This window comes from Peribacillus sp. NPDC096447 (genome assembly GCF_044762725.1).
Lineage (GTDB): Bacteria > Bacillota > Bacilli > Bacillales > DSM-1321 > Peribacillus.
In genome coordinates, this window is sequence record NZ_JBIWEV010000002.1 from 467,250 (window position 1) to 490,754 (window position 23,505).

At 39.2% G+C, this 23,505-nt stretch carries 24 protein-coding genes; 8 read left to right on the forward strand and 16 right to left on the reverse strand.

Going from position 1 to position 23,505, the window contains the following annotated elements; translation table 11 throughout:
• Window positions 1-10: 10 nt before the first annotated feature.
• Both ACIQZD_RS09185 and yjbM read right to left on the reverse strand, forming a co-directional pair.
• Window positions 11-805: an NAD kinase gene (locus tag ACIQZD_RS09185; protein ID WP_053534153.1), complete on the reverse strand. Its 795-nt coding sequence runs from the start codon at window positions 803-805 to the stop codon at window positions 11-13.
• A 49-nt stretch (window positions 806-854) separates the two neighbouring features.
• Window positions 855-1,475, reverse strand: a complete 621-nt coding sequence (gene yjbM, locus ACIQZD_RS09190; RefSeq protein ID WP_034314484.1) for a GTP diphosphokinase — start codon at window positions 1,473-1,475, stop codon at window positions 855-857.
• Window positions 1,476-1,792: 317 nt separating this feature from the next.
• On the opposite strand from yjbM, the gene ACIQZD_RS09195 reads away from it, so the two are divergent.
• The 4 genes from ACIQZD_RS09195 to ACIQZD_RS09210 all read left to right on the forward strand — a co-directional run bounded on the left by ACIQZD_RS09195 (window position 1,793) and on the right by ACIQZD_RS09210 (window position 4,588).
• Complete coding sequence (locus ACIQZD_RS09195) at window positions 1,793-2,371, forward strand: CYTH domain-containing protein (RefSeq protein ID WP_402901032.1); 579 nt, start codon at window positions 1,793-1,795, stop codon at window positions 2,369-2,371.
• 22 nt (window positions 2,372-2,393) lie between these two features.
• Window positions 2,394-3,059, forward strand: coding sequence for a lytic transglycosylase domain-containing protein (locus ACIQZD_RS09200; RefSeq protein WP_483878403.1), 666 nt, complete (start codon window positions 2,394-2,396; stop codon window positions 3,057-3,059).
• Window positions 3,060-3,293: 234 nt separating this feature from the next.
• Entirely contained in the window at window positions 3,294-3,698 is a 405-nt protein-coding gene (locus ACIQZD_RS09205) for a globin domain-containing protein (RefSeq protein WP_048686552.1), read from the forward strand.
• Window positions 3,695-4,588, forward strand: coding sequence for a ClpXP adapter SpxH family protein (locus tag ACIQZD_RS09210; RefSeq protein ID WP_402901038.1), 894 nt, complete (start codon window positions 3,695-3,697; stop codon window positions 4,586-4,588). Before ACIQZD_RS09205 ends, ACIQZD_RS09210 begins: the two co-directional genes overlap by 4 nt.
• 927 nt (window positions 4,589-5,515) lie before the next feature.
• Here ACIQZD_RS09210 and pepF read toward each other — a convergent pair.
• From pepF to ACIQZD_RS09240, 6 genes are all read right to left on the reverse strand, one after another.
• Entirely contained in the window at window positions 5,516-7,333 is a 1,818-nt protein-coding gene (pepF, locus tag ACIQZD_RS09215) for an oligoendopeptidase F (protein WP_402901041.1), read from the reverse strand.
• Between the two features lie 187 nt (window positions 7,334-7,520).
• On the reverse strand, window positions 7,521-8,729 hold the full coding sequence (locus ACIQZD_RS09220; RefSeq protein ID WP_402901043.1) for a competence protein CoiA: 1,209 nt from the start codon (window positions 8,727-8,729) through the stop codon (window positions 7,521-7,523).
• A 97-nt stretch (window positions 8,730-8,826) separates the two neighbouring features.
• Window positions 8,827-10,335: a cardiolipin synthase gene (cls, locus tag ACIQZD_RS09225; protein WP_402901046.1), complete on the reverse strand. Its 1,509-nt coding sequence runs from the start codon at window positions 10,333-10,335 to the stop codon at window positions 8,827-8,829.
• Between the two features lie 113 nt (window positions 10,336-10,448).
• The gene (mecA, locus tag ACIQZD_RS09230; protein ID WP_034314498.1) at window positions 10,449-11,117 is read right to left on the reverse strand and encodes an adaptor protein MecA; all 669 of its coding nucleotides are present in this window, start codon (window positions 11,115-11,117) and stop codon (window positions 10,449-10,451) included.
• Between the two features lie 493 nt (window positions 11,118-11,610).
• Complete coding sequence (spxA, locus tag ACIQZD_RS09235; protein ID WP_034314502.1) at window positions 11,611-12,006, reverse strand: transcriptional regulator SpxA; 396 nt, start codon at window positions 12,004-12,006, stop codon at window positions 11,611-11,613.
• A gap of 797 nt (window positions 12,007-12,803) precedes the next feature.
• Window positions 12,804-13,385: a GNAT family N-acetyltransferase gene (locus ACIQZD_RS09240; protein ID WP_402901049.1), complete on the reverse strand. Its 582-nt coding sequence runs from the start codon at window positions 13,383-13,385 to the stop codon at window positions 12,804-12,806.
• Between the two features lie 96 nt (window positions 13,386-13,481).
• Here ACIQZD_RS09240 and ACIQZD_RS09245 point away from each other — a divergent pair, with 96 nt between their 5' ends.
• Window positions 13,482-13,670, forward strand: a complete 189-nt coding sequence (locus ACIQZD_RS09245) for a hypothetical protein (RefSeq protein WP_101224111.1) — start codon at window positions 13,482-13,484, stop codon at window positions 13,668-13,670.
• Window positions 13,671-13,721: 51 nt separating this feature from the next.
• On the opposite strand, the gene ACIQZD_RS09250 is transcribed toward ACIQZD_RS09245, so the two are convergent.
• On the reverse strand, window positions 13,722-14,867 hold the full coding sequence (locus tag ACIQZD_RS09250) for a putative glycoside hydrolase (protein ID WP_402902054.1): 1,146 nt from the start codon (window positions 14,865-14,867) through the stop codon (window positions 13,722-13,724).
• A 562-nt stretch (window positions 14,868-15,429) separates the two neighbouring features.
• Here ACIQZD_RS09250 and trpS point away from each other — a divergent pair.
• The gene (gene trpS / locus ACIQZD_RS09255) at window positions 15,430-16,416 is read left to right on the forward strand and encodes a tryptophan--tRNA ligase (protein WP_402901054.1); all 987 of its coding nucleotides are present in this window, start codon (window positions 15,430-15,432) and stop codon (window positions 16,414-16,416) included.
• 33 nt (window positions 16,417-16,449) lie between these two features.
• On the opposite strand, the gene ACIQZD_RS09260 is transcribed toward trpS, so the two are convergent.
• The 4 genes from ACIQZD_RS09260 to ACIQZD_RS09275 form a co-directional block, all read right to left on the reverse strand.
• Window positions 16,450-17,205, reverse strand: a complete 756-nt coding sequence (locus tag ACIQZD_RS09260) for a YjbA family protein (RefSeq protein WP_034314514.1) — start codon at window positions 17,203-17,205, stop codon at window positions 16,450-16,452.
• A gap of 108 nt (window positions 17,206-17,313) precedes the next feature.
• Window positions 17,314-18,084 (reverse strand): DUF2268 domain-containing putative Zn-dependent protease, encoded by a 771-nt coding sequence (locus ACIQZD_RS09265; RefSeq protein ID WP_402901058.1) that lies wholly within the window; start codon window positions 18,082-18,084, stop codon window positions 17,314-17,316.
• Window positions 18,085-18,221: 137 nt separating this feature from the next.
• Window positions 18,222-19,460, reverse strand: a complete 1,239-nt coding sequence (gene fabF / locus ACIQZD_RS09270; RefSeq protein WP_063232185.1) for a beta-ketoacyl-ACP synthase II — start codon at window positions 19,458-19,460, stop codon at window positions 18,222-18,224.
• 51 nt (window positions 19,461-19,511) lie between these two features.
• The gene (locus tag ACIQZD_RS09275) at window positions 19,512-20,447 is read right to left on the reverse strand and encodes a beta-ketoacyl-ACP synthase III (RefSeq protein ID WP_402901062.1); all 936 of its coding nucleotides are present in this window, start codon (window positions 20,445-20,447) and stop codon (window positions 19,512-19,514) included.
• Window positions 20,448-20,649: 202 nt separating this feature from the next.
• Here ACIQZD_RS09275 and ACIQZD_RS09280 point away from each other — a divergent pair, with 202 nt between their 5' ends.
• Window positions 20,650-20,871, forward strand: a complete 222-nt coding sequence (locus ACIQZD_RS09280) for a hypothetical protein (RefSeq protein WP_402901065.1) — start codon at window positions 20,650-20,652, stop codon at window positions 20,869-20,871.
• A gap of 41 nt (window positions 20,872-20,912) precedes the next feature.
• Here ACIQZD_RS09280 and ACIQZD_RS09285 read toward each other — a convergent pair whose 3' ends face one another.
• From ACIQZD_RS09285 to ACIQZD_RS09295, 3 genes are all read right to left on the reverse strand, one after another.
• Entirely contained in the window at window positions 20,913-21,095 is a 183-nt protein-coding gene (locus ACIQZD_RS09285) for a ComZ family protein (RefSeq protein ID WP_034314525.1), read from the reverse strand.
• Window positions 21,096-21,313: 218 nt separating this feature from the next.
• On the reverse strand, window positions 21,314-22,147 hold the full coding sequence (locus tag ACIQZD_RS09290) for a Rossmann-fold NAD(P)-binding domain-containing protein (protein WP_402901068.1): 834 nt from the start codon (window positions 22,145-22,147) through the stop codon (window positions 21,314-21,316).
• A 102-nt stretch (window positions 22,148-22,249) separates the two neighbouring features.
• A complete protein-coding gene (locus ACIQZD_RS09295) occupies window positions 22,250-22,972 on the reverse strand; it encodes a hydrolase (protein ID WP_402901071.1) in 723 nt (240 codons plus the stop codon).
• Window positions 22,973-23,267: 295 nt separating this feature from the next.
• On the opposite strand from ACIQZD_RS09295, the gene ACIQZD_RS09300 reads away from it, so the two are divergent.
• The gene (locus ACIQZD_RS09300) at window positions 23,268-23,459 is read left to right on the forward strand and encodes a YjzD family protein (protein ID WP_048686917.1); all 192 of its coding nucleotides are present in this window, start codon (window positions 23,268-23,270) and stop codon (window positions 23,457-23,459) included.
• Window positions 23,460-23,505 lie beyond the last annotated feature (46 nt).

Below are 23,505 nucleotides of genomic sequence, written 5' to 3' on the forward strand. Positions count from 1 at the left end.
GTCTATCTCCTTAATTAGCAATAAATGAATCATGCACTCTTTTCCAGAAAGGAAAAGGGCGGAATCTGGCAAATCGGATCTTCTCATCTGCCACTCTGCACTGTATCGACTTTACATTTTCCTGAAGCAAGGACAAATGGTCGACGGTAATTTGAAAATTGACCGCATTGACCGGCCTGAACATACAAGTATGATGTGCCGGCAGCAGAAGTGGCGATCCTACCGTCCTAAACACCCGGTTATTAATGGATGCCAATTCGGTAATCTGGATGGCATCGATTGATGGATGGACGATGGCCCCGCCAAGCGCCTTATTATACGCCGTGCTTCCAGATGGCGTTGCAATGCATAGACCATCTCCACGGAACGTCTCGAAATGCTGGCCGCGAATTTCAACGTCCATGACGAGCGTCCCTTCAACACTTTTGACTGTCGATTCATTCAAAGCCAAAAATCTGGCTTCCCGTCCACCATGCTGATAACGGACGATCGTTTCGAGCAGTGGATATTCCACTATTTGAAATGGTGTTTTTGCTAAAGCAATCACCAATTTTTCAATTTCATCAGGCGTCCAATCTGCATAAAAACCAAGATGTCCTGTATGTACACCAACAAAGGCGGTTTTATCCAATCGATTCTTATAACGGTGAAAAGCATATAATAAAGTGCCATCACCACCGACAGAAATGACAATATCCGGCTGATCTTCGTCATATTCCAAATGAAAGTCCTGAAGATACGTTCGCATCCTTTGCATTAAAGTATTCGATTTCGCATCTCCTTTTGACGTTATCGCAAATTTCATGTAATCCCACCTTCAATTTAGATTTCTTCTCGTTTACCCATTTATGTGTTCAAGAATCTTTCTTCCTGGAAAAAAGACGCTGTGCTTCCTGGATTTCCGTACGGATTTGCGACATCTCTGCATCAAGCAGGAAGGCAGCTTCAGCTGCACGTTTGAGTCGCAGTTGAATATCTTCCGGGAAAATGCCTTTATATTTATAATTTAAAGAATGTTCGATCGTCGCCCAAAAATTCATTGCAAGAGTCCTGATTTGAATTTCGGCAAGGATATTTTTTTCGCCATGGATCGTCTGGACCGGATAGCGGATTACAACATGATAAGAACGGTAGCCGCTTGCTTTTTTATGGGAAATATAATTCCTCTCCTCGACTATCTCGAAGTCATTGCGGCCTCGTAATAGTTCAACTACCTGTTCGATATCATCCACGAACTGGCACATCATCCGAAGCCCTGCAATATCCTGAATTTCCGTTCCCAATTTATCAATGGGAATATCCTTCAGGCTCGCCTTATCCAAAATGCTGACAATCGGCTTTACCCTGCCTGTTACAAATTCGATCGGTGAGTGAATATTCTCTCTCTCAAACTGTTTCCTTAATCCTTTTAGCTTAACCTTTAACTCTTCGACAGCCTGAGTATAAGGCGCCAAGAAATCGTCCCAACTCTCCATTGCCACACCACCTATATCTATCTAAAAAGCGCCTGTTCAACTCTGGTATGGGCAGAACGCTCTCCTAAATCCAGCAGTCACATGACTTTATGCCAAGTCACCACTGGATCCTATTAAATCTTTCTAACAAAAAGTATGTATTGAATTTCTATATATACGATATACCATTTCTCATGCTCAACGTTTATATTTTATCATATCCTGCAATTGATTCCTAAATATTCAAGTACAATAGCAAAAAATTATTGAATTCAATTTGACAGCTGGAATGGTTCTTATATGATTAACCTAAGAATCAGCCAGGAAGGATGGAACACATGAACCAGCATATTGAAATTGAATTTAAAAACCTCTTGAGCGAAAAAGAATTTCATCAACTGATCGAATACTTTCATGTCGGGGCATCGAACTTTAAAACACAGAAAAATCATTACTTCGATACACTCGGATTCACTTTGAAAAATCAAGACTCTGCCCTTAGGATCCGCGAGAAAAACGGGCGTTACGAGCTGACTTTAAAACAGCCCGCTACAGAAGGATTATTGGAAACGAATCAAGATATCTCTGAAGAAACCGCATATGCGTTTCTGAATCATAACACATTCCCTGATGGCGAGATCCAACTTCTTATCCTCGAATGCGGAATTGATCCAAAAGACTTTACCTGCTTTGGCACATTAAAGACGGACCGTTTTGAATTTCCTTACAAAGAGGGTTTACTTGTTTTAGATCATAGTTCGTATTGTAATCAGGAAGACTTTGAGCTTGAATATGAAGTGACGGATGCAAACGCCGGGAAAAAAAATTTCCTGACCCTCCTTGAAACCCTTCAAATTCCGGTAAGGGAAACCGAAAATAAAGTGAAGAGGTTTTATCGCGCCAAATTCCAAAAATAATCCTGTTTGAACCCATTCGGAGGTGGAGAGTTTGAAAATCCAAGATTTTAAAACGTTCATGGAATTGCAGGCAATCCAGCAATTCACAAATGGCAACAACACAAATGCAAATTCATCTCGGTCCATTTTCCAGGACATGCTCTCGGAACTGGTTTCGGGTGATGCTCTTGAAGGCGCTTCACAGACATTGGGTTCCCTTATATCACGCATGGAAGCGGAAACGAATTCCTTCCTTCAACCCGGCGGCCTGACATCCATGAACATCAACCCGGTATCCACTGCCCCTGCTGACAATCAGAGCAGTGAAACCGCAACAAACTATGATCATATCATCAGCCAGGCGGCCAGCTTATATAATCTCCCGGAAAAACTGATTAAGTCCGTCATTAAACAAGAATCGAACTTTAATCCTGAAGCCACCAGTTATGCGGGTGCAACTGGCCTTATGCAGTTAATGCCAGCAACTGCAAAAAGCCTTGGGGTGGATGATGCAACCGATCCGGAACAAAACATCATGGGCGGGAGTAAATATTTAAGTCAAATGATGGCACGTTATGACGGGGACATCCAGATTGCCCTTGCTGCTTATAATGCAGGGCCCGGAAACGTAGATAAATATAACGGCATCCCCCCCTTCAAAGAAACTCAGAACTATGTTCAGAAAGTTTATGGCACATTTTCAAGCTAAAGCAAGCTGACCCTGTTTATTTGTGAAGGGTCAGTTTTTTCATGTCTATATATTCTTTTTCCACGAATTGTTAACAAATCGTAAAGCTCCCCAAAACCTGTCATTTCCGGATCATTCCCCTGTGTCATACTACAGATGTAAAATTTTCTTTAAGCTATATATTTGTTATATCAGGACGTCATTGATAAAATATGAATAAATATCAACCATCTTTCTTTAAAAGGAGTAATCAACATGATGCAAGGGAACCCTACACCATATGAATTAATTGGAGAAGGGCAATTACACAAGTTAATTGATGTGTTTTACTCCAACGTTAGTCAACACCCGGATCTGCAGCCAATATTCCCTGATGATTTAACAGAAACGGTCCGTAAACAAAAACAATTCATGACTCAATATTTAGGCGGTCCCTCTTTATATACAGAAGAGCATGGCCATCCTATGTTGCGGGCTCGACATATACCTTTTGAAATTACACCAGAACGTGCGAAAGCATGGCTCTCATGCATGTATCAAGCTATGGACGAAGTTGGCCTTGAGGGTGAGATTAGGGAGTTTTTCTATCACCGCCTCTATTTGACGGCACAGCATATGATCAATACATCCGGAACTGACGGGAAAGGAGAAGGCAGTTGAGCGCACAAAAACCAGTTTTCAATATTTCCGATTGGATCAAGACGCAGCATTGCTATGATATAGGAAAAAAGCCAATTGAAATTTATGTTTTTGTTGATCCGCTTTGTCCCGAATGCTGGGGCTTAGAACCAATTATTAGGAAATTACAGATAGAATATGGCCAATTGTTCAGTTTACGCCATGTTTTAAGCGGTAAAATCGATTCTCTTAATATGGGGAAAAATAAAAATTATGAAAACATTGCTCAAGTTTGGGAAAAGACAGCCAGCCGCTCGGGAATGTCCTGCGACGGAAGCCTTTGGTCTGAAAACCCAATCTCTTCTCCATATACAGCTTCCATCGCAATAAAAGCAGCGGAATTGCAGGGCCGTAAATTGGCCATTCGCTTTTTAAGGCAGCTTCAAGAATATGTATTCATAGGAAAAAAGGATATATCCAATATCGAAGTCTTGACCGAATGTGCCAAGATAGTTGGATTGGATGTAGAGGAATTCCTTTATGACATCAATTCTTCCAGTGCAGCCAAAGGCTTTCAATGTGACATGAAAATCACGAACGAAATGGAAGTGACTGAAATACCCTCCCTTGTCTTTTTCAATCAAAATATTGAAGAAGAGGGAATAAAAGTTTCAGGTGTCTATTCTTACGAGGTATATGTTCAAATTTTAGAAGATATGCTGAATGGTCTTCCAGCCCCTGCACCCCCCCCCTCTCTCGAAGAGTTTTTAAGCTGTTTCAAACTAGTGGCCACGAAGGAAATTGAAACCGTTTATAATATGAATAAGAATAACGTCGAGTTGGAAATGAAAAAGCTTGTTTTAAAACAGGTGGCAGAGAAGATACCTGCAAAATACGGAACGTTTTGGAGATATACAAAGAAGCAGTCATGAATTTGACTGCTTCTTTGTTATATTAAAGGAAAAACCATGCAATCAAAAGATTGCATGGCTTTTTATAAGAAAATAAGGGGATGGGAGAAATTTTTCACGATCAAACAAAGGGGTATAAGTTTGTTTGTGATTTACTTCACAATAAATAATATAACAGATAACCTATTTGTGTTTCAACTATATGTGTAACTTTTCACAAATTGTTCACAATATATATTTTTCATTTTTTTTATTATCCCTTCTGATATATAGCTAAATACGAGCCCTTTTTATTTAAAGCTATATGTGTTTTCGATATCCGCTTAATATCTGATCTAGATTGGGAATAAGTCTATTTGTGAAACGCATCACATTATCTCTATTTATTGCCTACGCCTTTTTTCACTTTGTTAAAGCCGATCATTTAATTCTTTTTACTTTTCATGCAAATGAAAAACCCCGGCAAACCGCTAAATTTGCTGGGGTTTTCATCTATTTATACGAATAAGGGGATGGGAGAAATTTCACGACGAACAAACAAAGGGGTATATGTTTGGGATGTGATAACTTCTATATCTGTACTATAGCAGATTACATACCTTAATTGCAAGAACTTTGTGCGCAACTTCACATTATTGTCATATTCTTAGAATACTGCTTATTCTAAAACATACTATCTAATAAAGAGCAGATGAGCTTTTTCTGCTGCCAGGTTGGAGGTGACCAAATTGAAAGTCTTTATTCTACTCATACTCTTGATAGGGTCGCTATTTGTCCAGCTACTCGGTATCATGAACCTCATTCCTCTGTATTTTACCTCCCCTATTTTATTTTTTGTTTTCTTTATAATCCTTCATAGCTTAAATCAGAGAAATCGTTTTAAAGGATTATGACGGACATCCATATATGATGAAAAGGACCCGGCAGTGCTCGGGTCCTTTTCACATCCTATTTATTCAAAAGCTCTTCCAACTCATTTAATTTTTCTTCGAATACATTCATGGCTTCTTGTACAGGCTCGGCTTTTGTCATATCGACACCAGCCTTTTTGAGTACTTCAATCGGATAATCGGAACTTCCTGACTTCAAGAACTCCAGATACCTTTTGACAGCAGGCTCTCCTTCTTCAAGGATTTGCTTGCTCAATGCTGTTGCTGCACTGATTCCAGTCGCATATTGATAAACATAGTAATTATAGTAGAAGTGTGGAATACGCGCCCATTCCAAACCAATTTCTTCATCAATGGTCACGTTCTCGCCAAAGTATTTCTTGTTCAGCTCATAATATTCCTTAGTAAGCATATCCGCTGTCAACGCTTCCCCATTTTGGGCCTTTAAATGTATGGTATGTTCAAACTCTGCAAACATCGTTTGCCGGAACAATGTGCCGCGGAAACCTTCCAGGTAATGATTCAATAAATAGATGCGTTTCTTTTCATCTTCGATTGAATTCAGTAAATAATCATTCAACAGGTTTTCATTACAAGTCGATGCAACTTCCGCTACAAATATTGAATAATTCCCGTATGGATATGGCTGATATTTACGTGTATAGTAGCTATGGACCGAATGTCCAAACTCATGAACGAGCGTGAATAAGTTATTGACGTTATTTTGCCAGTTCATTAAAATATAAGGATTCGTCCCATATGTACCAGAAGAATAGGCACCGCTTCGTTTCCCTTTGTTTTCATGCACATCGACCCAACGGTTTTCAAATCCCTCTTTCAAAACGTTCAAATAATCCTCCCCAAGCGGAGCAAGTCCTTTAAGGACATAATCCTTGGCTTCGTCATATGTCACTTCCATCTTCACTTCTTTAACAAGAGGAGTAAATAGATCATACATATGAAGTTCATCTAATTGCAGTACTTTTTTACGTAAATCAAGATAACGGTGAAGTAATGGCAAGTTGTCATTGACCGTTTTAACGAGATTATCGTATACAGTCTCCGGAATGTTGTTATTACTTAACGCCGCTTGGCGTGCTGAATCATATTTTCGAACCGTGGCATTGAAGTTATGGTTTTTCACCTCACCTGACAGGGTTGAAGCAAATGTATTGCGGAACTCCCCATACTTGCTGTATACCCCCTTAAATGCCTCCTCACGCACACGGCGATCTTCACTCTCAAGAAAACTGATATATCTTCCGTGAGTTATTTCCACTTCATTTCCCTTTTCATCCTTGATGGTCGGGAATTTCAAATCGGCATTGTTAAGCATACCGAAAGTATTGCCAGATGCATCGAGTACTTCTGATGCCTGCGCCAATAATTCTTCCTGCTCTGCAGATAAGATATGTGGTCTCTGAAGATTGATTTCCTCTAAAGAATGCTTATATAATTTCAATTCTTCTTTTTCTTCCAAAAACCCTTCCACTTTGCTTTCGTCAATACTCAATAGTTCAGGAACCATATATGAAAACGCAGCCGCTGCCTGGGCATATAAAGCTTTTGCCCGATCCTCCATCCCTTGATAAAAAGAATTGGTTGTATCTTGATCATTGCGCATATGTGAATAAGAATAAACTTTCCCTAGCTTCTCGAATACTTCATCCTGGAGCTGAAGCGCCGCGAATAATTTTTCTGCGCTTTCACCCAACGTGCCTTTATGTGCCTCCGCCTTCTTGAGGTCTTCCTTTACCGCTTTGAAGGCAGCTTCCCAATCTTCCTCGGTTGCGAAGATATCTTCCAGTCTCCAAGTATCTTCAGGAGCTATTTCACTTCTTGAGGGTAATGTATTCGTTTTTGTTTCCTGTGCCATAAAAAAATTCCTCCTCATTCTATAGAAACTTGCCATTGGGCTAACTCGTAAACCGGATAGACGCCGCAATGCTTCATTCGGCGTTCATTCTTTTTAAAGCTTTTAATTCCCAGTTCTTATTACTATTTCTCCATTAACAAAAATAATCCTGCCATTTCATCTGAATTCAAGATAAATAGAGATGATATCACTGATTATACTGGATATTCCCCTTTTCCATCATCAATTTATGCTTATAATAGAAATTTTTTTCCAAAATTTGAGCTTGATCACTGGTAAAGGGAAGGGTAAATTGCCTTTCAACTTTAAAAACCCCTTCTTCCAGCTTTGATAGATAACCCAATTGCTCCAAAAGCATGATATATTGACCAACAGGATACTCGATTGGTTTTTCATGAAACAATGGCAACGGTCTTAACTTTATTTCCCCTTTTTTTGAGCGCTTTCTAAAAATGCGGATAATATCAGCCATAGAAATCTTTTCCCCTGTTCTTTTCTCTTGAAACACATCCATGTATAACCATGCCTGCCATTCGATCGAGGCAGTTTCGATCAGCAGCATCCCTCTGACGGGAACACCCACTTCAACGGGAAGTGTCGCAGGTGTAATATGATGTGAATAAAGCTCTTCGAAAAAAGGATCGCATCTGCGTGCTGTTTTCACTCGATGCAGGGACCAGCCATTTCGTTTATATCTCCACGCAGGCAGAAAAGGGAAACCAAAGCAATTTTGGGGCAATGCCCGACTAGGGGGAAGGAGCTTTAAAGAGGCTGTTGTCAATTCGGCAAAGACGGTTCTAGGGGTAAATGGAGTGAGGTTCTTTAATACTGATAAATGATCAGTTTCCGGGCAATACATCCAAAGAAACGGATGATGGAAGCTACCGGTGACGAAGAGCCATTGGAAGCGGGTTAAACTGAATTCATACAAGCTTTTCCTTTTTAAGCGTTTTGCAGCGAGGATCCAAATTGGCTTGATGCCTATGCTTTGGTAGGCTCTTGTCCTTTCCATGAATTCCACCTCGGGGATGACTGAGCATTGAAATTCTATTGCATAGCGATTGCCTCCTATCCTAGCTAAAATATCAGCCCTTTTCTTAATTTCAGGAAGATAGGCTTCTAGATCCACTTGGTAACCATGTGATAATAACCACTGAAACAATTTTCTTTTTCCCATTAAATGATAGGCGGATTCCGGTTCTGAAGAAGCACGGCATGAAGTACTATTTTTATGTGCGAAATGAGGAATCCTGACGTTTCCCGCTTTGATGGTCATTTCCATCTTGCAGCATGGACAGTAATAATCTGCTGACTTTCTCCATCCATCAATCTCGTTTGCCGGTATCTTTTCAGGGAGGGTAATCCAAGTTCCATCTTTCTTTATCGCAGTTAGCATAAATCTCCTCCTCATCCACTACATTCGCCTGCTTTGCTTAGAATTCCTTTTAATCCGCAAAAAAAAATGCCTGATCGGCATAAAGGAAAGTTACTATCTAAAGAAGGGGTGAAAGCAATCGGCATGTGGACTCCAATACTTTCAAACCGAAATTCCGTTTGGAAAACGCATCAATCTCCACTTCTTGGGATACCTTTATATCTTCCAAAAAATCATTCACCAGCTGCCGAGTACTTTCCGTCCTGTAGAGAAAAGCATTGACCTCGAAATTCAGGTGAAAGCTTCTCATGTCCATATTGGTTGTCCCAATTGACGCCAGTTGGTCATCAACGATGATGATTTTACTATGCATGAAGCCTTCATTATATTGGAATATACGAACTCCGGAAGCGAGCAATTCGGGAAAATAAGTTCTCGAAGCATGAAATACGATACGTTTATCGGGGTTCTTCGGTACGAGCAGCCTGACATCCAAACCACTTAAAGCAGCTACCTTCAATGCTTGAAAGATATCGTCATCAGGAACGAAATACGGAGAGGCAATCCAGACGGACTTTTCTGCCGAAGCGATCATTTTAAAAAAAATGCTTTTAATGATCGTCCACTCACTATCCGGCCCGCCGCCAATCAATTGAACTCCGCCATGTCCATGGTGGTTCGGCAGGCCAGTCATGAGATATTCATCACTTAAAAAACTATTATTGGTGCAATAATACCAATCCTGCAGAAATATGAGCTGTAAAGTCCTGACCGCTTCCCCCTTTATGATAAGATGCGTATCCCGCCAAGAACCGAATTTCCGATCTTGTCCCAAATATTCATCCCCAATATTGAGACCGCCGATGAAACCGACAGAGCCATCTATCACGATTATTTTACGATGGTTGCGAAAGTTGAATGTATTATTTAATAAAGGGAGATGCAACGGACCAAAAGCAACCATTTCAGCTCCCGCACTCCTCAGTTCATCGATATATGAACGAGCTAGCTTCCAGGAACCAACCGCATCATAGAGAAATCGGACCACTACCCCTTCTTTTACTTTTTGTATCAAGATGTCCTTTAACAGACCGCCAATGCGGTCATCCCTAACAATATAATATTCTAAATGAATATGATGTGTGGCTTTTTTTAATTCTTCGATGATATTGGAAAATGTCTCATCACCATTTCTTAAAACCCGGGTTTCGGTCGTAAATGAAATAGGGCTATTCCCCAGCCTATTTGCAAGAGTGATTAACTGCTGAGGGTTCTCGCCCATTTCCTTAATTCGGTCATTATACTCCGCCTCGCCGCTTATTTTCACGAAACTCTGTTTATCCAAAAAGTACTTCTTGCGAAATATCCTTTCTTTCCGAAAATTACGGCCAAACAAAAAGTAAAAAATGAAACCGATGAATGGGAAAGCGCCAAAAATAACCAGCCATGTTATGGTCTCGATGGGATCTCTGTTTTCCAGGAAAATGTTGAATCCAATTACCACCAAGAAAAGGGTCAATATAAGGCTGGAATAAAAAATCACCCTGCCATCGACGCCATTTATTAGAAAGTACCAAGAGCCGACCAACAAGAGAATAAGCAGACCGATGCCAACTATATTCTTCACCTAGACTACCTCCAATTAACAAACACAGGCACATGATAAAAACCTCCCTGCTAAGGTAAAACACTCATTCTTGAACGAAAAGGCCGATTTCTACTGAAATCGGCCTCAACAGTCTATGCGAAATATTTATCGACCGTTGTGAATACATCATTTTCGATAACTATCTTCCCGTACTCTTCAAGCATGTGCACCGTTATAGGTGACTCCTGACTATATTCCAATAAAAGACTTAGAACATTATCGATTTCTTCCTCATCAATCTCCGCCTCGGAAAATTCGATATAAAGATAATATTTATTCTGATAAACATAAAGTTTTGTCGTCCAGTCATCCAAGCCATGACGCTTGCTTAATGAAATGACATCTTCAAAATCCTCGAAAGTCGTGATGAATTCAATCATACCATCTTCGAATGTCATACCGCTTTCTTCATCTTTCCCATGAAAATGTTGATCAAGAAGCGTATCCATCTTGTCTGATACATTCAAATCCCTTAACTTATCATCTGAAAGAGGTAGCTCGAGTTTCTGACCATCTTTGGCAAGCTGGGCTTTTGTGACCAATACTTCCAAGCCTTTTTCAAGGGCTTGAACTTGAATCCATAAAGGTCCTTCAATCATGAATTCTTCTTCTTGATGCACTTCATCCATCATTTCCCAAAAAAGTTCCTCACTTCGCTCACGGCTGTACCAAATTTCTTCGCGATCAAAGCCTCTTTCCTCAATATCTATATAGGAAATATAAAATTTAACTGTATCGTCATTAATGCGTTCGATTTCCATGATTCCCCTCTCCCTTCCTATCTCATTTTGAAGGGATAATAACCCCCAAGCGAAAATTGCTCTTAAAAGCTCTTTACCCGTAAGTGAATACTGTAAATCATGATAGTCATTAAAACAGACTATTTTACATCATTTTATGACAAAACCTTGAAGAAGGGAAATAAAAAACATTACATATCTAAAAAACAATTGTTTGCCTAATATTCCATTCATTCTATAAAAAAATTCATCCTCATGCAACTATCATAATGCTTTCTTCAATTTTAAACTTACTGCCATTAATGCCTTATTATATACACGGCATGATGGGGTGCATTCTTATTTTTTCTTTAAATGATGACCGGCTCAAGGGACCTGCTGCAAATCCAAAACGTCTGCTGTCGCCTATGAATCATGTTATGTTACCCGTCATTAAGTAAAAAAAATCAGCTAAAATCGGTTATGTATAAAGAAAAAGCCCTGCACATTTCCTGGCAGAGCTTGAAAGACCTTATTAGTTGACCATACGTTGTGCTTCCCGTAACTGGAAGGTACGAACTTTACGTGGTAAAAAGCGTCTTATCTCATCTTCGTTATAACCAACTTGAAGCCGTTTCTCGTCAAGGATAATTGGACGTCTTAACAGACCTGGATTTTCCTTGATCAATTTATATAATTCTTGAAGAGGCAGGCTCTCTAAATTTACGTTTAACTTTTGGAAAGTTTTTGACCGTGTTGAAATGATTTCATCGGTTCCATCTTCAGTCATTCGAAGAATTTCTTTAATCTCATCAATCGTTAACGGTTCTGAAAAAATGTTTCTTTCTTTATATCCAATCTCATGTTCCTCTAACCATGCTTTTGCTTTCCTGCATGAAGTACAACTAGGTGATGTATATAATGTTACCATGTTTACTCACACTCCCTAAATATAGAATCGGTGATCTATGAGGGGAAATCTACTATTAGTATTCATAAGTACCACTCTAATTTGAAATAATTTTAATTAAGTATTTCATTTTCTTTATTATACACTAAATTATTTAAAATGAATACCCTTTTTGATATTTGGAAAAATCCTTATAAACTTCTAGTTTAGCCTGTACTATAGCTTTTTCTGTTTTTTATGTAATACATTAAAACCGCTTTTTCTAATTGAAAATACCTACCTACCATTCTCAGTTAACTCTCAATTCGGCCCTCATGATTTTTTTATTAACTCGTTACTTTTATTTACCCCCTATCTTTGTCAATAAACAAGAACATGTTAATATATTTTCTTTAATAAAAAGCAAATTCCTCCTTTTACAAGAAAAACCATTCTTTTAGCACATATATTTCTAAAAGGAAAAAAGTAATTCGAAAAAATCAGCGATAAGTGAGTAATCTACCATCCGAGAAGTTATAGATATTCATTTGCCCGGCAAAAAATGCACAATTAGAAAAGACAGTTTGCCTGCAGTCGAAAAGAACATTACAGTTGTTTTCAGTAATCGAAAGAGTGTCGCAATTTTCTTCAATCCATTGAGGTTTATCATAGAACAATAAAAAGCCATAAACGATAACCAAGTCTTATTTTAAAATGGTTGTTGGGGTGTGACCATTCCCCGCACTTTATTCGACCGTTCACGATTTTATTCGACCTCTACACCGTACTTTTCCCGACAAACAAAAAAGGGCCGGTTAAACGCCCGGCCCCTTTTTTTCTCAAATTTGCACCTCTTTAAAAATATCCGTTTCCTGACCTGCATTCAAGCTTAGTACATCCTCTACATCTTGATAAGATTTCCCATATAGGTCATCATCTTTGTAAGTATGGATTTCAGAGTAAATCTCTTTCATGAAATCAAATACGTCTTCTTCATCAACTGATGGATTTGCGGGCCAATATAAGATTTCCATAGGCGTATTCTCCTTGGTGGCAAGGGATTTTCTGCTGTAGGAAATTGAAGAGGCATGGTGGAATCCTTCCCTTTTATAAAATTTCAGCCTTTTCAATGTATCGTCATCATTTTCTTGTACTGGTTCTACTTCCAGCAAAATCGTTTTCTGCTTTTTTTGCAATTTTTGAATTAATTTCCTTCCTAGTCCCTGCCCCCTTGAATTCTTTGATACAAAAAGGTAATCAACGAATATAAACTCTTCTCCTTCCACATACAATAAAACATGGTCGGGACCTTCATCCTTTTTATATATTTCCTGCTTATCTTCTAAAAGAACTTCAATATGTTCTTTGGACTTCATTTCTTCAATAGGGAAATACTGGTTCAACTTATCATACCAATTCATAATTTAATCTCCTCATATGCTAGAATATACTTTCCAGATTTTTTCTTATCCACTACAATGGAACTTGAATAGCTTGAAAATATTAGGAGGGTTTTGATGATCAGTTACTTTTTGGACTTTTTTTTAGTCGCTGCTTGCGTTATTGGCATTACAGCTGTGAATGGCGTTGTGACGAATGGCATCGGCGAAAAATGGTTTGGCGGGAAACGTCACTCTCATATTTTCGATCAATCGAAACGAATTCAGTCAGGGTGGAGTAAAGTTGGCGGGAATAAAAAGCGGTAATTCAGAGAGAAATTGGATGACCGGAAGGATCTTCCAAGGTCATCCTTTTTTTCATGGGGTATAGTCTACTCCCTTTGTATATCGATTTGCTGCATTCCATAATAAGTATTCATCAATACCATTATCATTCAATGCTTTTATTTGGGCTTCCACTTCTTCCTTTCCATACCTTTGGTAATTCCCTTCACCTAAATATGAGGCAGTAAAATCTTGTAGCCAAGGTCTTGAAGTAGGTGGAGTTTTTAATTCCTTCAGCTTCCCGCTCTCCAATTTCGTATATTCCTTAACGAGATTATATGGCTCCAAATCAGGCTTATCGATACCAAAATAAGACGTCCAGTGACTCGGATAGATCATCGAGGAAATTACATCGACATTCTCAGAGATTTTTGTGAAGTTTTGCCCTATTCCGGGAGCTTCAGGCAATGTAGCTGCATATCCAAAAATATCCACTGATACTTCCACATCATATGGCTCCAGTTGTTTCCTCGCATAACTTACGAAATCTGTCACTGCCTGAACCCTTTTGGCTGTATGACTCACTTTCGCTTCATCATATTCACCGACATCATATTTCAAATCATCTTCTTTATTTTCGAATCCTTCGGGAAAACGGACATAGTCAAATTGAATTTCTTTAAAACCCAGCTTTGCCGCTTCAATGGCAATACCTACATTATAATCCCACACCTCTTTTAAGAATGGGTTAACGAAGGCTTCCCCTCGACCATTCTTCCATACCTTTTCGCCATCTAAAAAAGATAATTCAGGCTTCTCTTTAGCCAAAAGTGAGTCTTTAAAGACGACTACCCTTGCAATCGGATAAATCTGTTTATCCTCCAATTTTTTCAGCATTGCCCCTGGATTTTTTATGTAGTCTTTACCAATCCCTGCATATGGAGAATCTGGATCTTCGGTTTTAAACGTAACGTTCCCCTTGTCATCCTTAATGTCAATGACCATCGCATTCAAATCGGTTTCATCTACATATTTAATAAGTTCATTCAATTTACTGCCGCCCGCTGCAGGCCCTGTCACATATATTCCGCGCACAGCATCCGGATAGTCGAATTTCAACCCCGAATCAAAAACAAAACGCGGTACGCTCGCAGGCAATTCTTTATTTTCTAATGCTACCTGCCTGGTTTCGTTCATGCCTTGTGCATGAACTGGCTGTTGAATCAGGAATATGCACATTCCTGTCATCAACCATTTACACATTGGTTTCATTTCTCCACCTCATTCGCCATCAGTCATCAATATTCAACAAATATAATAAACCCCTTTCTTTAATACCACAAACAATTAACTTTACTCCTATATATTATAAATAATTAAAAAAACTGACTTACAAAATGAGAATACGTTCAACAACCCTGTATTCCCTTGTGAGTATCCTTCCCTAAAATGGTCCGCCCATTGTGAAATATGTTAAACGGATTGATTTTCCTTGAACCCTTCATTTCTTCCATATTCAAAAAAAGAAGCGGAAAATCCGTTCTATTGGCTTGTTTGCCGTTTCGATTATACATTTAATATGAATAAATGCTAAAATACAGTATAGTGGACATTTCGTATTCTCAAAATGGCATCGATACAGGACAAAACGGCCCTCCACAAGATTTAAATGAGCATTTCCCCATCACAGGAATATGCACATTTCTTTCAAAGAAAGTGGATTCATTTTCTATTTATCCTTACAATAATGAAATGCGAATATCCATTTATCAATAAACGCATTTAGAGGAGTGACTAGCAGTTGAAAAGGATTTTCTCCGGCATTCAGCCATCCGGTTCCGTTACTTTAGGAAATTACATCGGAGCAATGAAACAATTCGTTAACTTACAAAATGAATATGAATGTTTCTTTTGTATTGTTGACCAGCATGCAATTACAGTTCCACAGGATCGTATTAAGTTAAGGAAAAACATTAAAACATTGGCCGCTTTATATTTGGCCATTGGCTTGGATCCTGACAAGAATACCATCTTCATTCAATCAGAAGTACCGGCACATGCCCAGGCAGGCTGGATTTTACAGAGTATATCCTATATTGGGGAACTTGAGAGAATGACGCAATTTAAAGACAAATCCGCTGGCAAAGAAGGGGTATCCGCATCACTGCTTACTTACCCGCCGTTGATGGCTGCCGATATTCTCCTTTATAGTACAGATGTGGTTCCTGTCGGGGAAGATCAAAGACAGCATCTTGAATTGACACGCGATTTGGCTGAACGGTTCAATAAAAAGCATAATGATATATTTAAAATCCCGGAAATCAGCCTCCCTACAGAAGGGGCCCGTATCATGTCCCTTCAGGAACCAACCAAGAAAATGAGCAAATCCGATCCTAATAAAAAGGCAACGATTGCCTTATTGGATGATCCGAAGCAAATCGAAAAAAACATCAAGAGCGCAGTTACCGATTCGGAAGGAATTGTACGTTACGATAAGGAAAACAAAGCGGGTGTTTCCAACCTTATGTCCATATACTCCATCTTCAGTGGAAAAACCTATACAGAAATTGAAGAGATGTATGAAGGCAAAGGTTATGGTGACTTTAAAAGTGATTTAGCTGAGGTGGTACTTGGAGAAATCCTGCCAATTCAAGAACGCTATAATGAATTGATCGATTCGCCTGAATTGGATGAAATTCTGGACCGCGGTGCAGAAAAGGCGAACATTGAAGCCAATAAAATGATCAGAAAAATGTATAATGGCATGGGACTTGGCAGAAAGAGATAAAAAAAAGACGATCCTCAACGGATCGTCTTTTTTTCATAATATCGATGGGCTATCGCCAGCCTCCACTTGCCACAGCTTTTCAAAAAAAGGCTGCCCCTTCACAAGGTTTTCACAAAGCTGAAGGTGCTTCTCTGACCAGCCTTCCTTCATTTCTTCATATAATTCAAGCCAAGCTATCTGAAAATCCATTTCTTGAATGCTTTCATATTTCTCAGGAGCCCATTCTGTATACCAATAGCGGATTTCAGCAGTATTTTTCGCCGTGAATAATTGGTCCATGGCCATGAATAGCAATTGCTTAAGCTGTCTTTCTTTTCTTGTCAAACCGTTCATGAATAAGGGAGACGGCGACAAAATATGATATTCTTTCTCAGATGTAGGTTTTTCAGTAAAGGTGTAATCCATCTCATCATGGTTTTCTATCATGTCATAAACAATTTGTTCCTGCCGGGGAATTATTCTGCTTTTCCTAATCGGAATATGATACCCTATCGTATCAACAGCTAAGATTCCATTTCCGTCAGTCACGATAAAACAATAGTCGAGCTGAATTCGTTCATGATTTTTCCTTGCATATGCTTTTTGATATACATCATTCAGCAGTGGCTTAGGTAATTCTGACAAGTCGTTTTCTATGTAGTGGAACAATGTTGATGACACTTTCAACAAAGGAACTTGATCTAGTAGTTCGATCCCGTCATCCTTCCTCCATTCATGAAAATGACAAATATTATAGCCGTTTTCTTCTCCTTCAAACCAGTTAACCCATACATCATGAAGATATAGCATCATTCATCCCTCACTTAAACAAATTTCTGTTTGTCAATCAGTATAGGCAGGAACCATACAATTTATTCCTATTCTAGAAAACAGATTAAGAAAAAAAGAACGTATATATTAACGCTTTTTAGATAGGAATTCTTCAGATTGAATAATGAACGATTTTTTCACAGAGAGTTTCTCAGAATTTTTCACCAGGTAATAGCCACTACAGTATCCAAGCATATATGGATATCCTTTCGTTCCGAGCAGAAGTGCATCATGAAGAGGATCTGTACGTTTTATCGTGTGCTTTTCCTCTAAATGCTTGCTCCAAAATTCTCTTAGTTTATCTTCCTGATATAACTTAGTCCAATTAGCTAAAAATTTTGTTCCTAAATACTTCCCCACCGTTCTTTCCGCCAGTCCTTCCATGATCATCGTATCCAGGAGAGTGAAATCTTTTTGGTCCTTTTTCAAATGATGCAGACGGCAAACATGATGATATTCATGAATCAACAGCGCCTCCATTTCCTTTTCGGCTATCCCCTTTCCGTAAAAAAGGAATAGTTTATCTTTAAATGCCAACCCTGACTTCGTTTCAATTTTTTTATTCCATATCCCTGAAGACATGAGCGGAAAAATATATATTGGAACATCAGGCCCACCCCATAGATTCTTATAAGCTGTAAACAAGCTTTGTGTTTTTTCCCAGACATTATTTTCGTTTAAGTCTTCCCATGTTTGTTTTGTTTTTTGATTCGGCGAATACATGCCATGCTTCAATAAATGATGATAAATCATGTCTGCATCAAGGGTATTGTTGAATGTACTTTTAACTCTTTCCATCATCTGGACCGGGCGGTTGAAATCCTTCTTCATCCATTCATTGGTTGAAATGACTCCCATTTCCCATACACCTCCGCTTCTATTGACTATCGTATGATTTAAAGAAGGCGGTTGACACATTTTATATCCCTTGTATTTGCAATTTTCGCTTCAACATAAAAAGAGCAGATCCCTAAAGATCTGCTCTTCCTTCAAACTTATTGATATTTTTTGAAAAGAATAGTTGCGTTATGACCACCGAATCCAAGTGAATTGCTGATGGCTGCATTGATTTCGCCCTTCCTCGCTTGATTCGGGACATAGTCCAAATCACACTCAGGGTCTGGTGTTTCAATATTGATGGTTGGAGGCAAAATGCTGTCCCTGATTGCCTGAATCGTGAAAATCGCTTCCACACCGCCTGCTGCCCCTAACATATGGCCTGTCATCGATTTAGTGGAACTTATTGCAAGTTTATTAGCATGGTCGCCAAAGACTTCTTTGACTGCCATCGTTTCGTATTTGTCATTGTAAGGCGTACTAGTTCCGTGGGCATTCACATATTGGATGTCTTCCGGATTCAAACCTGCATCCTCGATTGCAATTTTCATCGCTCTTGCCCCGCCTTCTCCACCTGGTGCCGGAGCAGTAATATGGAAGGCATCTCCAGTTGAGCCATAACCAGCTATTTCAGCATAAATCTTGGCTCCTCTATTCAATGCATGTTCAAGATCTTCCAGAACGATGATTCCAGCTCCTTCGCCTATTACGAAACCATCACGGTTAAGATCAAAAGGACGGCTAGCCGTTTGTGGATCAGGGTTTGTCGATAAAGCCGTATTTGCACAGAAGCCTGCAACCGACATTTTTGTGATTGGCGCTTCGGCCCCGCCTGTAATCATCACATCGGCATCGCCTCGTTGAATGGCTTTAAACGCATCACCAATTGAATTAGTTCCTGTAGCACAGGCTGTTACCGTACATGAATTGATTCCTTTTGCCCCCAGTAAGATAGAAACCTGGCCAGCTGCCATGTCCGGAATCATCATTGGTACGAAAAATGGGCTTACACGTTTATAACCTCTGTTTAAAAAGTTTTCATGCTGTGTCTCAAGTGTCTCCAGCCCGCCGATACCCGAACCGATCCAGACCCCGACACGTGCAGCATTTTCATCGGTTATTTCCAGCTTGCTATCATTATATGCCATAACGGAAGCTGCAATTGCATAATGGGTAAAACGGTCCATTTTCCGTGCTTCTTTACGATTTATATATGTTTCTATATCAAAATCCTTGATTTCAGCAGCCACTTTAACGGGAAATTCTTCAGCATTCAAACGAGTTAAAGGTCCTATCCCCGATTTCCCCTCGATTATATTTTTCCATCCAGTTTCTGCATCATTACCAACTGGAGAGATTGCTCCAATACCTGTTACAACTACACGGCGATTAGTCATTTAAAAATGGCTCCTTCCTATTTTTAAAGCTCTTACGTTTTGCTTCTTCTTTTATTTACCCCACCTAAGAGCGATCGCTCCCCATGTAAGGCCACCACCAAAACCGACCATGACGATTAAGTCATTGTCCTTGATTCTTCCTGCTTCCATTTCTTCCACAAGGGCCATTGGAATGGACGCTGAAGAAGTATTTCCATATTTATGAATCGTTTTTGTCATTTTTTCAAGCGGTAGATCCAAGCGTTCCCTAGAGGCTTCCATAATTCGTATGTTAGCTTGATGCGGGACAAGCAGATCCACATCTTCTTTCGTCAAACCAGCTTTGTCCAAGACACCCAGGCTGGATTCACCCATCTGACGGACAGCAAATTTAAATACTTCACGTCCATTCATATGAATGAAATCTCCTTCCTGTAATAAGTGCTTCCCACCGGTTCCATCTGCGCCTAATTCAAAGGAAAGGACTCCTTTGCCTTCAGATACAGGTCCAAGTACAACTGCACCAGCTCCGTCACCAAAAAGTACAGCAGTGTTGCGGTCTTCCCAATTGGTTACTTTCGAAAGTTTTTCAACACCGACAATCAGCACATGCTTATATGCACCTGTCTTAATAAATTGCTGTGCCGTGATCATTGCATACATAAAACCGGCGCATGCAGCACTTACATCCATTGCAGCTGCCTTCATCGCTCCCAATTTCTCTTGAATCATGCAAGCGACAGAAGGAAACGACTGATCCGGTGTAACAGTGGCAACAAGAATTAAATCTATCTCTTCAGCCGAAATTTCCGCATTTTTCAATGCAGCTTTTGCGGCTTCATAAGCCATATCTGATGTATCAATATCATCTTTGGCAATTCTTCTTTCCTCAATACCCGTCCTAGTCCGAATCCACTCATCGGAAGTGTCCATAATTTTCTCTAGGTCCGCATTTGTAACGATTTTGTCGGGTAAGTAGCGGCCAAGCCCTAGTATTCCAGCATTCATCTTGCCATCCCCTTATATTTTAATGAGTTATTATAATCATCTATTATTACCTGGTACTAATTTTATATAAAAAAAGACTTCCTTGCAAGAGTTAACAGTTTGAAAAGCTTAAGAAATCTCTTTCGGAAGTCGGACAAGCGCCTATGCCAAGGGAAATTTGGGACATACATTATAAATAAAAGGAGAATAGGAGGAATTCATTTTGGACATCTTCAATCGCAACAGGGAGAGAAACACGGATGATCATTTTTCGAATTTGATGTTTGGCAGGAAAAATGAACCGGAGCAAGAGGAAGCGCAGGTTGATTACATGCAATTGATGGCAAGCGTTGAAACATTGATGGGCTTATACAGTCAATACAAACCAACCATTGATAAAATCAATCTGAGCCCACTGATCTCCAAGTTCTTGAAAAAAGAATAAAAAAATTTAAGGCTGCCCTTTACCGGACAGCCTGCCTTTAATTAACGCTGAGCATCTTGTTTACCAAGCTCATAAGCTTCTTGCATAACGCTTTTAAAGAGCTCCATGAATGGCTCTGCCATTTCCATTGAGAATGGAATCCCGCTTGCTTCAAGCTTCGCTTTAGCCTCTGGGAAGTATTTCATGGCGATTCCCATAAATTCAAGAGTTTTATCTGAACTCATTCGCATTTCCCCCTATCTTTTGAATATTCATCAATTGATCATTTTGATGCCAAAATAAGCTCAATATTATCATAATTCCACTGAACCCTTTCGTAAAGGGCGTACATATAAAATCATGAATATCTTTTGATGTTAATTCCTATCCTTGAACATTATAGTACAAGACATATAGATTAGAGGCAAATATACAGTTTTGTCCTTCCCAAATAACGAAAATGTTAATCACGCTTTCTCCACTTTTTAAGTAAGTTTAATCGTTTATTATGTTTTCTCTGTAATGCAATGCCTTCTTCCGGTTCCATTTTGCATTGCACTTCAAATATTGTTCCTTTATTGATTTTAGTTGTTGATTGGGAAGTGAATGAATCCATACTTTCACCAAATATCAACTTGGCACATTTATCCCAATGATCATCAATACTGCTGCACAATTGGATTTTTCTATCGGAACTTGTGGTAAGCACCGCTTCCAAAGCATTTACAAAATCAGTGATGTAGAGAGCATCTCCGGTATATTCCGCAGCAATTGCCGCTTTGATATCAGACTGTCCAAGCTGATTGATTCCAGCTTCAAAGCTCATGCCTTCCGATTGCCAAGGTCCATAAATCGTCGGTAAAAATATGATTTTTGCAGAATCCATTCCACGAATCGAGCTTAATATGGACTGAAATATACTGACATCTTTTTCAATGGGCATGAAAAGTACGAAATTTGGCGTTTCATTCTTGCCATTTTTTTTGCATTTCTCGATGAAGGAAACGATTTCTCCTATTACAAAATCGATTTTGTCCATTTTTCCTCTTTGAATATCATAACAAGATATGAACACCGTGTCCTGCTGTGAAATATCCAATAATTTAAGTTTATTTATCGGAAAGTATATATAATTTGAATTCCTGCCTATTTCAAGTTCCTTTTCTTCCTTAATATATTGACTTGCTTTGGAATCATCCCAATCGATTCCGATTACTTCTTCACCTTGGTTCAAAAAGAATTGAGTCACATAGAATCCCACGAATCGATAAGTGCCAATGACAATGTTTGTTTGCATAAATACAGCCTCCTCGTATGCCATCAAGCCCACTTCACCCGGCACGTCTAGTTTTTTTAGATGCTGTATCGTATGCAAACTATTGTAAAAATATATCTCTTCTCATAAAGTCTCTTCATTCTCATTGAAAAACTTCTGTATTTGATAGGGGATTTTATAACGTTTTTCGGGCAATATATACGTCAGCTGCAAGTCTGCTTTTCTAGCCAGCTGGATTTGCCGATAAAGGGAGGCTTGCTCTTTCCGTAAGCTTCCAAAAACCTGAATCACTTTCATGGGGATATTCTCTGCGATCATTGAATCTTCAGTGTCCAGTATATGCTGTTCACATTCTGCCGGATCGAGCTCATAAGCAGCAGCGACCTCCGACAGCCACTTTTTATAGAAGAACTTATTTTCCTTTTCTTTCTCCAGTTGTGCTTTCAAGGAAAAAACCGGATCTATCAACACAACAGACCTTATTTTATTACCAAGTTCATTCATTAACTTTAAGGCAAGGAGCGCGCCTGTCCCCTCTGCCAATATATGAACCCTTTGATTGACTATTTCTTTTTTCATGAACAGAATATATAGGTTAAGGGAAAGCTCGAGTGCTTTGGGACTGCCCCAGTTGGCTCCGTAAAAATTGGATGAAAATAGGGTGTATCCGTATTCCTTTAAATATTCCAATATCTGCAGCCTGCCAGGATGCTGCAGCCAAAAGCTGCTTTCTTTTTCGACAAAATGACTACGGTCTCCAATTACCATTACGGAAAAACCACTGGGCCGCTCTGGATAATAGATGATATTCCATTGGTCATCAATTTGAAAAGTTCGTTGTTCCATCGTTCAAACTCCTTTAAGGAATATTACTACTACTATATTAATTTATGACCAAAAATAGAAAGGGTCAGTGGAAACGCCTAACTTCTTATCTTAAATTAACCAAGCACGGAGTTTTTGCTTTTATTTTTTCCGTATGTTTTCCCTTTTGAAGTTTGAAACCAACAAGTCTGCCTGAAAAAGTTCTCTTATGATTTAATGTATTGAATTATTTAAAGGTTATTATTAAAAACACGTTTTAACTGTATATTAATTATGGTAAGATAAAAATGAATGTAGTGGAATGAGGTGAAATTCGATGCGTTATGCTTGGACAATTTTTTGGACATTCTTATTAGTGCATATGACTGTATATGTTGTTTCTTCCATGATCGGAGTTTCATACGATGCTGCGCAGGGAACGATTTTAGGATTAGCTGCTGCTATCCTGATTTGTATCATCCCGGCTATCATGCCTGCTGGGCCAGCTAAAGACTCTCATCAACATTAAGAAGCAAAAGAGGACATCCTTTATAGGATGTCCTCTTTGTTATACC